The sequence below is a fragment of the Neptuniibacter sp. QD72_48 genome, from assembly GCF_047778065.1.
GTDB lineage: Bacteria > Pseudomonadota > Gammaproteobacteria > Pseudomonadales > Balneatricaceae > Neptuniibacter.
On record NZ_CP180547.1, the window covers coordinates 1,675,787 to 1,690,591 of the forward strand.

Annotated in this window: 11 protein-coding genes and 6 tRNA genes; 13 read left to right on the forward strand and 4 right to left on the reverse strand. The window is 42.7% G+C overall.

Translation table 11 applies throughout. From position 1 onward, the window contains the following. Positions 1-646: 646 nt before the first annotated feature. From ACMXYX_RS07465 to ACMXYX_RS07480, 4 genes are all read left to right on the forward strand, one after another. Entirely contained in the window at positions 647-1,702 is a 1,056-nt protein-coding gene (locus ACMXYX_RS07465) for an HD domain-containing phosphohydrolase (RefSeq protein ID WP_415884392.1), read from the forward strand. Between the two features lie 209 nt (positions 1,703-1,911). Then, positions 1,912-2,310 carry a DUF2750 domain-containing protein gene (locus tag ACMXYX_RS07470; RefSeq protein WP_415906731.1) on the forward strand — a complete coding sequence of 133 codons (399 nt, stop codon included), beginning with the start codon at positions 1,912-1,914 and terminating at the stop codon, positions 2,308-2,310. A gap of 149 nt (positions 2,311-2,459) precedes the next feature. Then, positions 2,460-4,694: a YgiQ family radical SAM protein gene (locus ACMXYX_RS07475; RefSeq protein ID WP_415906732.1), complete on the forward strand. Its 2,235-nt coding sequence runs from the start codon at positions 2,460-2,462 to the stop codon at positions 4,692-4,694. Positions 4,695-4,851: 157 nt separating this feature from the next. Beyond that, positions 4,852-5,034, forward strand: a complete 183-nt coding sequence (locus ACMXYX_RS07480; RefSeq protein ID WP_415884395.1) for a hypothetical protein — start codon at positions 4,852-4,854, stop codon at positions 5,032-5,034. A 41-nt stretch (positions 5,035-5,075) separates the two neighbouring features. Here ACMXYX_RS07480 and ACMXYX_RS07485 read toward each other — a convergent pair whose 3' ends face one another. From ACMXYX_RS07485 to ACMXYX_RS07495, 3 genes are all read right to left on the reverse strand, one after another. After that, positions 5,076-5,705, reverse strand: a complete 630-nt coding sequence (locus ACMXYX_RS07485; RefSeq protein ID WP_415906733.1) for a DUF5610 domain-containing protein — start codon at positions 5,703-5,705, stop codon at positions 5,076-5,078. Positions 5,706-5,846: 141 nt separating this feature from the next. Then, complete coding sequence (locus ACMXYX_RS07490) at positions 5,847-7,175, reverse strand: ATP-binding protein (RefSeq protein ID WP_415906734.1); 1,329 nt, start codon at positions 7,173-7,175, stop codon at positions 5,847-5,849. Between the two features lie 91 nt (positions 7,176-7,266). Next, positions 7,267-8,595 (reverse strand): diguanylate cyclase domain-containing protein, encoded by a 1,329-nt coding sequence (locus ACMXYX_RS07495; RefSeq protein WP_415884398.1) that lies wholly within the window; start codon positions 8,593-8,595, stop codon positions 7,267-7,269. Between the two features lie 148 nt (positions 8,596-8,743). Between ACMXYX_RS07495 and ACMXYX_RS07500 the strand changes: the two genes are divergently transcribed. Together ACMXYX_RS07500 and cysS are read left to right on the forward strand one after the other, a co-directional pair. Next, positions 8,744-9,661 carry a hypothetical protein gene (locus ACMXYX_RS07500; RefSeq protein WP_415906735.1) on the forward strand — a complete coding sequence of 306 codons (918 nt, stop codon included), beginning with the start codon at positions 8,744-8,746 and terminating at the stop codon, positions 9,659-9,661. Between the two features lie 67 nt (positions 9,662-9,728). Further along, positions 9,729-11,114: a cysteine--tRNA ligase gene (gene cysS / locus ACMXYX_RS07505; protein WP_415906736.1), complete on the forward strand. Its 1,386-nt coding sequence runs from the start codon at positions 9,729-9,731 to the stop codon at positions 11,112-11,114. A 61-nt stretch (positions 11,115-11,175) separates the two neighbouring features. On the opposite strand, the gene folD is transcribed toward cysS, so the two are convergent. Next, positions 11,176-12,030, reverse strand: coding sequence for a bifunctional methylenetetrahydrofolate dehydrogenase/methenyltetrahydrofolate cyclohydrolase FolD (gene folD, locus ACMXYX_RS07510; RefSeq protein ID WP_415884401.1), 855 nt, complete (start codon positions 12,028-12,030; stop codon positions 11,176-11,178). Between the two features lie 394 nt (positions 12,031-12,424). On the opposite strand from folD, the gene ACMXYX_RS07515 reads away from it, so the two are divergent. The 7 genes from ACMXYX_RS07515 to tig all read left to right on the forward strand — a co-directional run bounded on the left by ACMXYX_RS07515 (position 12,425) and on the right by tig (position 14,687). Continuing rightward, positions 12,425-12,501 (forward strand) — tRNA-Arg (locus ACMXYX_RS07515). 22 nt (positions 12,502-12,523) lie between these two features. Next, positions 12,524-12,599 (forward strand) — tRNA-His (locus tag ACMXYX_RS07520). Positions 12,600-12,619: 20 nt separating this feature from the next. Further along, a tRNA-Leu gene (locus ACMXYX_RS07525) sits at positions 12,620-12,704 on the forward strand. Positions 12,705-12,730: 26 nt separating this feature from the next. Next, positions 12,731-12,806 (forward strand) — tRNA-His (locus ACMXYX_RS07530). Positions 12,807-12,825: 19 nt separating this feature from the next. Then, positions 12,826-12,910: transfer RNA gene (locus ACMXYX_RS07535), tRNA-Leu, on the forward strand. Between the two features lie 62 nt (positions 12,911-12,972). Next, positions 12,973-13,057 (forward strand) — tRNA-Leu (locus ACMXYX_RS07540). Positions 13,058-13,370: 313 nt separating this feature from the next. Continuing rightward, complete coding sequence (gene tig, locus ACMXYX_RS07545) at positions 13,371-14,687, forward strand: trigger factor (RefSeq protein ID WP_415906737.1); 1,317 nt, start codon at positions 13,371-13,373, stop codon at positions 14,685-14,687. Positions 14,688-14,805: the final 118 nt, after the last annotated feature.

Genomic DNA, 14,805 nt, shown 5'->3' on the forward strand with positions numbered 1-14,805 from the left:
CGCGTGTAAACGTTCAGGTCGATCTTTTAAAAAGCGACTTTTAACACGCTGTCATAGTGTTTGATTGGAGCTATGGGCATCACACTGAACGTTGCGAGGCCTTAGGAGATAGGGGAGAACCGTACTACATTCCTGCTCTACAGGTAGCTCGTAGTACTCTTAAAAACGTAGTTTGCTTAAGATAATACGATACTAGGTAATCAATGCGCGGATATTAGCATTATAAAAGGCGCATAGCAGCTTAAACTTCGCTTTAGGGACTTTATCCTGGTGCGAGAGTTACGTCACCGGTGTTTCTCATGATGTTGTTTTACTTATCAGCAAGGAATCTAGTTGAATTTTTAACATATTAATTTGCTTTTAATTAATTTATTTCGTTGGGAGTAAAGTCTTCCAGCATACTGTTTTAAGCCAGTTTACGGTTGAATTGAACTACTCAAAGTGCCTTACAAATTGAAATCCACTCACCTTGTAAGGTTATTTGCTTCTGCGTACGTATGTATTTTTTGCTAAACAATGACTTATAGCTAGACTGTTGTTGTAACCGTTTGAAGTACATGAATTAACTTTCCACTAATACACGGCCAATCAGCACAGAAAAGCTGGAAATATGGAAGTTTGTAAAGTGCATTAAGGGATTAAACGCATGAATAGCTATGTTGATCACCATAAAATTCTTATTTGTGACGATTCACTGACAAACGTTTTAATTCTTAGCAAATTAATTGAAACTGAAATCAGTAATACATCTATCACTTCTTTGACGGACCCTCGAAAAGTTTTACCTCAACTTGAGCAGCAGGACTTCGATCTAATATTGTTAGATCTCGAAATGCCAGGATTAAATGGATTTGAAGTTTTGTACCAAATACGTCAACGCTGGGAAATGGATCAACTCCCAGTAATCATACTCACGGGCTCTACTGGGGCAGATCTTCGCAATAAAAGCTTATCTAATGGTGCTAATGATTTTATGAATAAGCCATTCGATCAAGCTGAAATATGCCTTAGAGTAAATAATACATTAAAGATTGCTAATGCTCATAAAGTACTTTCATCCGAAAAAAATCAATTAGAGTCACTTGTACAAAATAGGACCCAAGAATTAGATAAAACGGTAGAGAGCGTAATCCAATTATTAGGAATGATTGGGGAGTATAAGGATACTGAAACAGCTAAGCATGTCTTAAGGGTTGGAAAAATTAGTCGGGTTCTCGCTTTGGGGGCCGGGTTGCCTGCGGATCTTGCTTACATGCTTGAAAAAGCAGCACCATTGCATGACATAGGTAAGGTAGGCGTGCCAGATCGAATTTTATTAAAACGAGGTCCTCTGGACGAAGAAGAAATGAGGATCATGAAGCAACACACTGAACATGGATACAATCTTTTATCTGGCAACGATGCTCTAGTTATACAATTAGCCCGCAGTATTGCCGCTACACATCATGAACGCTGGGATGGGAATGGATACCTACGAGGTCTTAGCGGAGAATCTATACCCATCGAAGGACGTATTACATCTGTGGCTGATGTATTTGATGCTTTAGTCAGTGAACGACCTTATAAGAAAGCTTGGTCATATGAGGATGCCACCGATTATATAGTAAAAGAATCTGGTAAGGCGTTTGATCCAAACCTCATTCTTATTTTTCAACAACACTTGGATGACATTATCCAAATTCAACAAGAATTAGCTGATTGACTAGGATTGATGGCTCAATTGAATTCAATCGATGGATTGATCGTGTCTACAGATACCTTGAAACTTTATAAACATCGAAGCGAATACTCCGAGATTAGATGTTTGTCTTGCAGAACAATAATTATCTCAAGATTATTGGAAAGACTGTAGGGTATAATTGAAGACCATTTTCGATAAGTGCGCTTTACGCATCGTTTTCAGAGGTTTCTATGTCAAATGAGTCTGGCAATCCATCACTAGAGCAGTTACAAGAATACAATGAAGAGCAGCTTTATAGTTTCTTTATTGCGGAATCGGTAACTAATGAGCAGATTTGGATTTTGACAGATGAGTACGGTTGCGTGATGTTAAACACAGACGAAGAAGACTGTGTACCGGTTTGGCCGTCACAAGAGCTAGCACAAGCCTGGGCAACCGAAGAGTGGAGTGAGTGTAAACCTGAAGCGATCAGTCTCTCTGTTTGGCATAAGCGCTGGACGCCAGGTCTAGAAGAGGATGGCTTCGCAGTTGTGGTTTGTCCTTTCGAAAGCCAAGATGGCATTGTTACTTATGCAGATGAGTTAGAGAAAGCTTTACAGAAAAAGGCTGCTAAATTAGCGCGTAAATGATCTATTTAGTTCGATCTATATAAGGCTGTAGGTTCTCACTATAGCCTTCCTTTCATTGAATATTTCCTATATTAAGAATTTTTCACTGGGCGTATACCTGCCTTTCTGGGAAAATAGTCCTTAATTTCATATTTAAGTAGCCTCGTTTTATGCCTCGTTCCGCTCCTGATTTGTTTTCATACCCTAAATATTGGGCTGAATGTTATGCGCCAGCACCTTTTCTTCCAACTTCAAGAGAAGAGATGGATGCATTGGGGTGGGATAGCTGTGATGTCATCATTGTGACTGGTGATGCTTATGTTGACCATCCGAGCTTTGGCATGGCGGTGATGGGGCGAGTGCTTGAATCGCAAGGTTTCAGAGTAGGTATCATCAGTCAGCCTGATTGGACCAGTGCTGAAGCTTTCAAGGAGTTAGGCCAACCGAATCTCTATTTTGGCATCACTGCTGGCAACATGGACTCTCTTATCAATCGTTACACGGCCGATAAACGTACGCGTCATGATGATGCTTATACGGCTGGTGGCCTTGGTGGTAAAAGGCCGGATCGTGCGGTGATTGTGTATAGCCAGCGCTGTAAGGAAGCTTATCGTGAGACGCCTGTAGTACTCGGTGGTATTGAGGCAAGCCTGCGTCGAATTGCTCAGTATGATTACTGGAGTGATAAGGTTCGTCGTTCGGTATTACTGGATGCGACAGCAGATATCTTGCTTTATGGTAATGCTGAGAGAGCTATTGTTGAGCTTACTCACCGTTTAGCTAATGGTGAAACCATTGAAGAGATTCAAGATCTTCGAGGAACTGCGATACTAAAAACAGCCTTACCTGCCGATTATATTGAAGTTGATTCAACCCGTATTGATTGGCCGGGTTACATCGATCAATTACCAAACCCTTATGAATATACCGATGCGGCGACCTGCGATAAAAAAGACGCGTCTAAGGCCGATGAGCCTCAACCTCTGCGTGTTATTCCTGCGCCGCTAAAAGGTAAAGAAAAGCTACCTGACGAAACCTATATTCGTTTACCGTCTTTTGAAAAAGTTTCTAAAGATCCTGCTTTGTATGCTCATGCATCGCGCGTTCTGCATCAAGAAGCGAACCCGCACAATGCGCGAGCTTTGGTGCAAAAGCATGGTCATCGAGAGCTATGGGTTAATCCACCGCCAATTCCTTTAGAAACGGCGGAAATGGATAAGGTGTTTGGCTTACCTTATCAGCGTATTCCGCATCCGCGTTACGGTGATCACAAGATTCCTGCTTTCGATATGATCAAGTTTTCGATCAATATCATGCGTGGTTGTTTTGGCGGTTGTACTTTCTGTTCTATTACCGAACACGAAGGACGTATTATTCAGAGCCGATCCCATGAGTCTGTGATCAATGAGATCGAAGATATCAAAGAGAAAGTACCTGGCTTCACTGGTGCTATCTCTGATTTAGGTGGTCCTACATCAAACATGTATCACCTGAATTGTAATGATCCAGATATTCAGGCTTCTTGTCGTAAGCTTTCGTGCGTCTATCCAACCATCTGTAAGAACCTGGATACTGATCATAGCCCTACGACTGAGTTATACCGCAAGGCGCGTAAGGTAGAAGGTGTACATACCGTTTCGATCTCTTCTGGTTTACGTTACGACCTTGCGGTAGAGGACCCAGAGTATGTGAAAGAGCTTGTGACTTATCACGTAGGTGGTTACCTCAAAATTGCGCCTGAGCACAGTGAGGATGGCACGCTATCCAAGATGATGAAGCCGGGCATGGGAACTTACGATGCATTCAAAAAAATGTTTGATCGTTTCTCTCGTGAAGCTGGTAAAAAGCAGTATCTGATTCCTTACTTCATTGCTGCGCATCCGGGTTGTGAAGATGAAGATATGGTCAATCTTGCTCGTTGGCTGAAGAAGAATGAGTTCAAAGTAGATCAGGTACAAACCTTCTATCCATCACCAATGTCCTTGGCGACGGCAATGTACCATTCGGATAAAAACCCGCTGAAAAAAGTGACGTATAAGAGTGAAAAACTCTACACGCCTAAGAATACTGAGCAACGTAAAGTTCAGAAGGCGTTGCTTCGATACCATGATCCTGAGAACTGGCCGTTATTACGCCAAGTGCTGCCGAAAATGGGCCATAGTGACCTAATCGGTGAGCGTGAATCATGTTTGATCCCAGAGGAAGAGAAGAGCTCTAACTCCAATCGCAGAGGTGCAAATAAAAAGCCTGCAGTAAAATCAAAAGCTGCGGGTAAGCATAAGAATGCGAGTGCTAGACGACAAGATTCAAAAGCGGGCAAATCATTTGCTAAGCCGGCTAAGAAACGAGTAGGTGGTAAGCCGAGTGGTAAGAAGCAAAGAATGAAGAGTGTAAAACCTCGTTAATAATGAACATGTCATTTAAATGCACTAAGTGTGGTTTTAAATGTCAAAATTGTGCTGTTGTCTACCAGGAGCATTGCTACAATAGCAGTAAGGTTTAGTTGAGCTAAACGTTCATGCTAAGTTACCTAAATGTGGAACGTCTTGAGGAGGGTTGGTCATGACTACCGATAAAATACACCCTAAATTTACTGAAGCGATGGAAAAGCTCACTCAGATGAGTGAAGAAGAGAGATTATCTGAGGAAAATAAGGAGCTTTTTGAACAAGCGATGAATTATGCGCCTTTAGATATTCAGCCAAAATTAGCCGCTATTCGTAAAAAATATGACGAACTGCATTAATTTGAAAGAACTCCCAAAAAATGTCGCGTAGGCGGCATTTTTTATGTCAGTAATTTATCTAATAGCTCATCGTCGATAAACTCATCTGCTGCTTGGAGGTTGGAGGTGAACTCCTCATCTTCAGGTGCATCAAAGAAGAAACCGAATCCAAAACTATGTATAAAGGTTTCAAGTCCTTCTAAGCAATACTCTCGATATAGATCTACCTGTTCATTTAATTCTTCACTGTCTGTAAGAGCTATCTCTTCTAACTGTTCTATTGCCGTTAAAACCCCTCTATTTAAGGACTCATTGATTAAATTAATAAAGCGATCCAGAGATTGTTCTTCACTTAACTCAGGTAGTGCGTTGCGAAAAAGAGGGAATTGCTGAGTGATATATTCAAGTGTCGCAGTGGCGATTTCTTGAGGGCCAACATTACCTGACGGTGCAGGGTTAGATCCTAAGAACGAATTGCCTGTTTCATTTTGGAGCTCTTGGCCTAATAGCATTATGACTTCTTCATAAACTTGCGCCAAAGGAGGATATAAAGCCCGGTCTGCTAAATTTGTATGGAAGTTAGAATGTATGTCTGGGTAAGGGCTAAAGCTGGTTTGGTGTACCTGTTTATTGATGTCTTGCAGCTGAGGTTCATTCTGCGGCGGTTTGTGTTTTGTTGATGTCACTTGCATAAGCTGTCCGTCCGTTTTATTGATTTCTCCTTACATATAAGTATTGGACATCGGGCCCGATCGTGACTGATTTATATTCAATTTAAACGGCCGTTTTGAAAAAAGTTTTCAGCATGAAAGTTTTTGAATGAGAACATCCTTTTAAATGTAGTAAGTGTCATCTTCTGCAGTAAGTGCGTAAGGGGAGGTGCTGGGTAAAGTGATGTGTAATTCAAACCCTCCGTCATTAGGTGATTGAAGCTCGATGCTTCCGCCTAACGCACCTGTGACTAAATTAAAGATGATATAAAGCCCAAGGCCATTGCTTCCTTGGCCAAATTTGGTGGTAAAGAAAGGGTCAAATACTTTGGCGAAGTTTTTGGTTGGAATGCCACAACCGCTATCGGTATAAATTAACTTGATCGCTTTTTCACAGGTGTGGGCGTGGATCTTAATTTTACCGGATTGCTGTTCTGTGAAAGCATGCATGCGGGTGTTGTTGATTAGGTTGTCAAAAATTTGTTGTATCGGGGCTGCAAAGCTGTTCATAGAAATATTATGAGGAATAAGGTTCTCTACTATGATGGAGGATCTAGATAGGCTTTGAGTTTGTCGATTCAAAACCTCCTCAACCAAGTCCCTTAAATCAAGTTGGCTTCTTTTATATTCGTTATCATTTGAGGAAATTTGCTGGCAGCTTAAGATTAGCTCAGCCGTTTTTGCGGTGCTTTTTTCAATTAAGTCAGTGGACTCGAGTACATTGCTCAAAAAGTTTTCTAAAGCAGATTTGGTCATCTCGCCTGAATTGAGCTGATCTTGGATTCTGCTGGTATCTGCTTTCAGGGCTGAGCTAATTGTACGAATGTTGCCAATGGGTGTATTAAGCTCATGGGAAATCCCGGCGACTAGTTTACCTAGAGATGCGAGCTTTTGAGTGTTGGCTAGTTTTAGCATTGTAGCCTTTAGTTCTTCATTGGCTTCTTCTAGCTTTTGAGAATGATCAGAAAGTGATTCGTTAAGTTGTTTGACCTCGGCTTCAGCTACCATTCTTTCGGTTATATCTATTAATGATTCAATGGCACCGACAACATTACCATCTTCATCGTAGAGTCGTTTAGCTGTGAAATAGAGCCATCTATCGATATTACTGCCAAGCTTGGGAAAGAAGCTCTCAACTTCATAAGCATCGTCTATAAACGGTGATCTGCGATGAATACCAGGGTAAAACTGCTCAAGCTGCTCTTCATCATCATCTAAAACTACATCAGCCAAAATTGGGCGAGGTGCTGGGTAAAAGGTTTTCCATTGATCTTTTGTTCCCAAAACATCTTGTGCTGGTATGCCAAAGACTTTTTCGCAGGCTTTATTCCAAATGAGAACCCGATGATCATTGTCGATCACTATAATCGGTTGAGGGTAAGTATGCACAATCTCCTCAAGTAGCTTTTGATCTGGTGTGCTACAGGTATTGCTTGAATTAGGGGGAAGCATACTTAGATTCCAAAATATCAGTCATAGTTTAGTTTTAGACCTGATAGGGAATCTTTTCAAAATAACTTAAGAATTTGAAAGGGCTTAAATATTACTTATAAAGGTAATAACCATTACCTCCGAGGAACTTAGCAGCGTACATCGCTTTATCTGCGTTTCCAATAAGTTTGCTACCGTCTATACCGTGGTCAGGGAATACGGCAATACCAGCACTGGCACCAATGGTTACTTCAACTTCTTCTACCTGCATCGGTTGTCTTAAGGATGCAATGATTTTTTGTGATACGAGTACAGCGCTTTCAACAGAGGCGGTGTCTTCTAATAGAACTGCGAATTCATCACCTCCCTGGCGAGATACGGTGTCAACTTTGCGCACGGCATTAATCAAACGTTGAGAGGCAATGGTAAGTACTTTATCGCCAAAAGGATGGCCATATTTATCGTTGAGTGGTTTGAATTCATTAAGATCGAGATAGATAACAGCACAAAGCGTTTTGTTTCTTTGTGCGTGCTGAACTGCACAAGTTACCCTATCTAGAAACAGTGCTCGGTTAGCAAGGCCAGTTAGGGGGTCGTGGAACGCTAAAAATTCGAGTTTTTCCTGAGCTTGTTTCTGTTCGGTGTTATCTTGAAATTGGCCAATAAAGTGGGTTCTTTCACCTTCTCGATTAAGAACGACGGAAATTTTAATTTTCTCGCTAAATAGCTGACCGTCTTTTTTGCGGCTCCAAGTTTCACCTTCCCAATAGCCTTTGTATTGCAAGTTGCTATTGATGCTTTCAATAAATTCAGGCGCTAACCAAGTAGCATTTATAACGCTGGCGGGTTGGTCGATAACTTCTTGTTCGGTATAGCCTGTAAGTCTAACAAAGGCAGGGTTAACCAACGTGATATTAAAATCTGTGTCTGCGATAACAATAGCTTCATTGCTTTGTCTAACAGCATTCTCAGCTAATTTGCAGATAGAAAGCTGGTCTGTGGTTGGTTGAGCGGATCGCTTCATTAGTCCAATGATACCACTGACCTTGCCGTGTTTATCTTTGAGTGGAGCTTTACTTAACCAGTAGCTGTGCTGGCAATCTGGGTTTAGGCGTAGTCCTTCTAACTCAATATGTGTTTGTGTTAAAAACACTTGAGCATCTGAATCGACAAGTTCGGCGTGAAGGTGTTTTGGGAATATCTGTCGGTCAGTTTTACCTTTAATGCATTTTGCAGGCATATCGAGTAACTCAGCATATGCATCATTTACGTAAAGATACTCGGCTCGACGGTTTTTAATCCAAGCAGGGTGTGGAAGAGCAGAAAGGATTGATAGTTGTTGAGACGCAATTTGGCTGTTCTCTGCCACGGTTGTACTCATTGGAGTATTGGGTGGTAGGGAAGGGCCTAAATCCGGCTGGCCAAATTGATCGTTATCCATTTCTGGTACATCCTGTTGAATTTTTTCTACTTATGGGCGAATCCTTACAGTTTTTATACCAAAGGTCTAGTCATATACAGTGTGACTATATTTATTTGTAGTAGGGCTGTGCATGTCATCTGTTTCATTGAGAGGTTAGGTTAATTAAATGAAGTTTTCAGCAGTGGTTTTTATATCGATTTTGCTTTGGGGGTGTGCTCAACAGCAGCCGTTGCTTGAAAGAGAGCCCGCACCCAAAGCTAAAGGTTGGGATGGTGTTATAGAGAATTACACTGTTTGGCCTGATCGTGTCCAAGAAACATCAGGCCTCGCTTCTCAGGGCGGATTGCTCTGGACCATTAATGATAGTGGCGATGGACCTTATCTTTATGCTCTGGATGGGCAGCACAACATTGTCAAAGTAATCAAAGTAGGGAATGCAAAAAATATTGATTGGGAAGAACTTGCACAAGATGAGTCTTATCTCTACATAGCAGACTGCGGTAATAATCGCGGCAGGCGTATTGAGTTGCAGATTTATAAAGTTGCTTGGAAGAATTTAGAGTCTACTAGAGCGGGAGGTATTGTCTCTCCTGAAATATTGAAGTTTAACTATGCTGATCGACCAGCAAAAGTTGCCCCGAATAGTCATAACTTGGATTGTGAAGCGCTAACAGTGGTCAACGATGAGCTATGGCTTTTCACTAAAAATAGAGAAAACGAACAAACCCATCTTTATAAACTTGATAAGAGTAAAGCAGAGCAATCTGTAACATTGACTGAGCGCTTTGATGTTAAAGGTTTGGTGACAGCTGCTGACTACGACCCTGTTACTAAAAGGTTGGCTTTATTGGGCTATGCCAAGCAGAAGATTTTTGGACATTCTTTTCTATGGGTTGTACCTGTGACTGATGCTCCGAATTGGGAGGAGGCGCGCAGGACTTATATACAGCCTTATGCTCAATGGGAAGCTTTGGTTTGGGACCGGGAGCAGAATGGGCGTCTAGTGCTAAGTACTGAGAAAAGCCTTTTATTGGATGTAGGTGTGGGTGAGCTAAATTTAACTGTCCCTACAGAGTTTCTTTAGCCGCAGAGTGCTAATTCATTTATACTAGCGGCCCTTTTTATTTTTCGAAATTATAAAGTTACGAGTTATGCTTCAAATATATAACACCCTCACTAAAGAAAAAGCTCCGTTTACGCCACTAGAAGAAGGCAAAATCAAAATGTACGTTTGCGGAGTGACCGTTTATGACTTGTGTCATATTGGTCATGCACGTGTGATGGTTGCATTTGATGTTATTACTCGTTTCCTTCGCTCGCAGGGTTGGGATGTGGACTATGTCCGCAACATCACAGACGTAGATGACAAGATCATCAAGCGTGCTGCTGAGAATGATGAAACGCCTGATCAGCTAACTGAGCGTATGATTGCAGCCATGCATGAAGATGAGGCAAAACTTGCTGTTCTTCGTCCTACGCAAGAACCAAGAGCGACTGCGCATATCGGAGATATCATCTCTCTAGTCGAAACACTGGTAGAGAAAGGTTTTGCTTACCCAGCATCCAATGGCGATGTTTACTTCCGTGTAGAGCGCTTTGAAGAGTACGGCAGACTGACCAACAAAAATGTTGATGAGCTACGTTCTGGTGCCCGTGTTGAAGTAGATGAAGCCAAAGAAAGTCCACTGGATTTTGTTTTGTGGAAATCTGCGAAAGAGGGCGAGGTGAGCTGGGATTCTCCTTGGGGTTTAGGTCGTCCAGGCTGGCATATTGAATGTTCAGCTATGTCTAAATGCTGCCTTGGCCCAACATTTGATATTCATGGCGGTGGTCCAGATCTACCATTCCCACACCATGAAAACGAGATTGCACAATCTGAAGCTGCAAACGGTTGTACTTATGTAAATACGTGGATGCACGCAGGTCCTGTGCGTGTGAACTCTGAGAAGATGTCTAAATCTTTAGGTAACTTCTTCACGATTCGTGATGTGCTGGAAAAATACAACGCTGAAGTTGTTCGTTTCTTCCTCGCGCGTGTTCATTATCGTACTTATATCGATTACAGCGAAGATAGTTTGAAAGAAGCGCGTGTAATGTTGGAGCGTTTCTACCAAGCGCTGCGTGGTGTGGAAATTTCTGATGAAGCACTAGCAAATGATTTTGATGCGCGTTTCGTTGAAGCGATGAATGATGACTTCAACACACCAAAAGCAATCTCAGTTCTGTTTGAGCTTGTGAATGAGCTGAACAAAGCTACACGTGAAAACTCACCAGAGGCAGGTAAACTTGCCGGTCAATTGGTGCGCCTAGGTTCTATTCTTGGTTTATTGCAACAAGATGCTGATGCCTTCTTGAAAGGCGAAGACAAAGAGGGTGAGCTTAGTTCTGATGAAATCGAAGCGTTGATTGTTCAGCGTGCGGAAGCGAAGAAAGCGAAAAACTTCGCAGAGTCTGATCGTATTCGTGATGAGTTGGCAGAGCAGGGCATCATTCTAAAAGATAGCCGCGAAGGTACGACTTGGTTCAGGGAAGCCTGAGTCGGTTGATAGCGGAAATAAAAAAGGCAGCCTAGGCTGCCTTTTTTATGGAGTAACAAACTTAAGCGTCTTGCTTGTTTGCCGCTTCTAAAGTGTTTTCCATAAGTGTAGCCACGGTCATTGGGCCTACACCGCCTGGAACAGGGGTAATAAAACCGGCTTTCTCTGCTGCAGCTTCATAACCAACATCACCGACTAGGCGACCATCTTCAAGCCGATTGATGCCTACATCAATTACTGTAGCGCCTTCTTTGATCCACTCACCTTTCACAAGGCCAGGAATGCCAACACCAACTACTACAAGATCTGCACGACGAACGTGCGCTTCAAGATCTTTTGTGAAGCGGTGAGTTGTGGTTACAGTACAACCCGCCAGAAGCAGTTCTAATGTCATAGGGCGACCAACGATGTTAGATGCACCAACTACGACTGCTTCCATACCATGTAGATCTTGACCTGTAGATTCAAGCAGCGTCATAACGCCTTTTGGAGTACAAGGGCGAAGAACAGGCATGCGCTGAGCTAGGCGACCTAAATTGAAAGCGTGGAATCCATCAACATCCTTTTCTGGGCGGATGCGTTCAAGGATCTCATTGCCATCTAGATGTTCTGGTAGAGGAAGCTGTACCAAAATACCGTTAACTGAATCATCTTGGTTTAGTTCATCAACAAGATTCAGTAGTTCCTCTTGAGTCGTTTCTGCAGGCAGGTCAAAAGAGCGGGATTCAAATCCTACATCCTGACAAGCGTTCTTTTTATTACGAACATAAACCTGAGAAGCTGGGTCCATACCTACAAGTAGTACTGCTAGGCAAGGAGCTTTTTTACCGTCGTTGATACGCTGCTGAACACCTTCAGCAACCTGACGGCGAACATCTGCGGCAATTTGCTTGCCATCAATAATCTGTGCGCTCATTTAAAGGGAGGGTCCTTTATTAAGTTTTATCTGGGGTGAATTCTCTCATGGTTGAGTATTTCGTCCAAGCGCCTTTTGTGAATTAGCTATATAAGTAGGTACAAGTAATTGAGAAGTAAGATAGTAGGCGTGCATTTGCATCAAAAAAACTGAAACTGGGGGCTAGAGTATCAATCGGATCAATTTGATAGCCAAAAATGGGATAACTGCTTGATAAATAGCCAATTATTGGTTGTTAGATGATCAATATAAAACTTTTGAAATAAAAGATAAAAAAAGTGTTGACGGCAAAATTTAGGGTGTATATTATGCGCACCTCCTCAAGACGAGGCGGCCAAAACAAAGCGCTAGACGCTAGTTAAGGCCAAAGTCTGAGGTCTGACAAATGAGTCGGGCGCCTATAGCTCAACTGGATAGAGCAACGCCCTTCTAAGGCGTAGGTTCCAGGTTCGAGTCCTGGTGGGCGTGCCATTTGTTAGAGCGAGATTTAGTGGTGGATATAGCTCAGTTGGTAGAGCTCCGGATTGTGATTCCGGCGGTCGTGGGTTCGAGCCCCATTATCCACCCCATTAAATCTCTTGTGTAGTCTGCGGACGTGGTGGAATTGGTAGACACGCCAGATTTAGGTTCTGGTGCCGCGAGGTGTGAGAGTTCGAGTCTCTCCGTCCGCACCATGTACTACACAAAAACGATCGTTATGGTGGATATAGCTCAGTTGGTAGAGCTCCGGATTGTGATTCCGGCGGTCGTGGGTTCGAGCCCCATTATCCACCCCATTAACGATACACATAGATTGCGGACGTGGTGGAATTGGTAGACACGCCAGATTTAGGTTCTGGTGCCGCGAGGTGTGAGAGTTCGAGTCTCTCCGTCCGCACCATTTACAACGAAGCGTTGTTTTGGTGTAATCAGTTTCAAGCTATGTGTAAAAAAGATCTATCTGCGGACGTGGTGGAATTGGTAGACACGCCAGATTTAGGTTCTGGTGCCGCGAGGTGTGAGAGTTCGAGTCTCTCCGTCCGCACCATTGATTGATCTTTAAATCTTCTCTCATTAAAAGCTGCTTCTAGCTTATAAAATCCTTACTTTTGTTTTTGTTTATCTGATCATAAAAGCTATTTCTAGCTTATTTTTTGATCTAGGTGATCTATCTAATAATAATTTTCATTTCTTATACGTTATTTTGCTTACTAAACTTGACTAATTAAGCTGCTTGCCGGAGAATTTCGCGCTTTGATTTTGCTCGAAATTTACGAGCGGCTGTGCAGATCAAGCAGCGTTAGCAATACGTCGGTCTGTTGAAGATTATTGATTCAAGCATTTTATTTGTGAGGCATTACATGCAAGTTTCCGTTGAAACGACTTCTGGCCTAGAGCGCCTGTTGAAGGTTTCCGTACCAGCAGAGCGCATCGATCAGGATGTTAACAAGCGTATCCAGCAGACTGCACGTACAGTACGTATCGACGGTTTCCGTCCTGGTAAAGTACCTGTAAAAGTTGTTAAGCAGCGTTACGGTAAAGGTATTCGTGAAGAAGTTCTTGGCCAAGTAGTTCAGGAAAGCTTCTACCAAGCGCTTCAGCAGGAAGAGATCAACCCAGCTGGCACGCCTGCAATCGAATTCACAAAAGATGTTGAAGGTGAGAACCTTGAATACACTGCGAAATTCGAAGTTTACCCAGAGATCGCTCTGGCTGATTTCTCTAAAGTAGAGATCGAAAAGAAAGCGGCTGAAGTAAATGATGCTGATCTTGATCAGATGATCGAAACGCTACGTAAGCAGCAAGCTGAGTGGAACGAAGTTGAGCGCGCTGCAGCTGAAGGCGATCGCGTACGCATCGATTTCGAAGGTTTCATCGACGGTGAAGCATTCGACGGTGGTAAAGGTGAAGGTATGGACCTTGTTCTAGGTTCTAACTCAATGATTCCTGGTTTCGAAGACGGTCTAGCGGGCGCTACTGCAGGTGCAGATGTTGAGCTAAACGTTACTTTCCCAGAAGAATACCAAGCTGAAAACCTTCAAGGTAAAGACGCTGTATTCAAAGTAAAAGTACACACTGTTTCTGAACAAGTTCTTGCTGAACTAAACGAAGAGTTCTTCGAGAAGTTTGGTCTAGAAGAGAAGACTGAAGAAGCTTTCCGCGCTGAAGTTCAGAAGAACATGGAGCGTGAGCTTAAGCAGGCTCTTAAAATGAAACTTAAAGATGCTGTATTCACTCAGCTTCTAGAAGTTAACCCAATCGAAGTGCCAGCTGCACTAATCGATGGTGAAATCGACAACCTACGTCGTCAAGCGGTAATGCAGTTTGCGGGTCCAGATTCTGATATGGATCCAAACATGCTTCCAAAAGAGATGTTCACTGATCAGGCAGACCGCCGTGTTAAGATCGGTCTTCTAATGCAAGAAGTGATCAAAGTAAATGAACTAGAAGCTGACGAAGCTCGTGTTAAAGAAACACTAGAAGAGATGGCTGAAACTTACCAAGATCCTCAGCAAGTTATCGATTGGTACATGGGTAACGAAGAGATGCTAGGTCAGATCAAAGGTCTAGTTCTTGAAGAGCAGGTTGTAGATAACCTACTTGAAGCTGCTACAGTAACAGACGTTACTGTTAGCTACGAAGATGCAATTAAGCCAGAGCAGGGTACTGCAGCTTAATTAACGCTCTTCTGACGTAAAAGTCACTACTGTAAAAGCGACAGTTAGCGAAAGCTGGCTGTCGTTTTTTTGTTTTTAGCGCATGATAAATGCAGTGTTGTTGGTTAAAGCTATTGCC

Coding starts and splice junctions, on each gene's coding strand:
- ACMXYX_RS07485 (WP_415906733.1), bottom strand. CDS start 5,705: ATGCAAGTGACATCAACAAAACACAAACCGCCGCAGAATGAACCTCAG.
- ACMXYX_RS07490 (WP_415906734.1), bottom strand. CDS start 7,175: ATGCTTCCCCCTAATTCAAGCAATACCTGTAGCACACCAGATCAAAAG.
- tig (WP_415906737.1), top strand. CDS start 13,371: ATGCAAGTTTCCGTTGAAACGACTTCTGGCCTAGAGCGCCTGTTGAAG.
- ACMXYX_RS07470 (WP_415906731.1), top strand. CDS start 1,912: ATGTCAAATGAGTCTGGCAATCCATCACTAGAGCAGTTACAAGAATAC.
- folD (WP_415884401.1), bottom strand. CDS start 12,030: ATGAGCGCACAGATTATTGATGGCAAGCAAATTGCCGCAGATGTTCGC.
- ACMXYX_RS07465 (WP_415884392.1), top strand. CDS start 647: ATGAATAGCTATGTTGATCACCATAAAATTCTTATTTGTGACGATTCA.
- ACMXYX_RS07495 (WP_415884398.1), bottom strand. CDS start 8,595: ATGGATAACGATCAATTTGGCCAGCCGGATTTAGGCCCTTCCCTACCA.
- ACMXYX_RS07475 (WP_415906732.1), top strand. CDS start 2,460: ATGCCTCGTTCCGCTCCTGATTTGTTTTCATACCCTAAATATTGGGCT.
- ACMXYX_RS07480 (WP_415884395.1), top strand. CDS start 4,852: ATGACTACCGATAAAATACACCCTAAATTTACTGAAGCGATGGAAAAG.
- cysS (WP_415906736.1), top strand. CDS start 9,729: ATGCTTCAAATATATAACACCCTCACTAAAGAAAAAGCTCCGTTTACG.
- ACMXYX_RS07500 (WP_415906735.1), top strand. CDS start 8,744: ATGAAGTTTTCAGCAGTGGTTTTTATATCGATTTTGCTTTGGGGGTGT.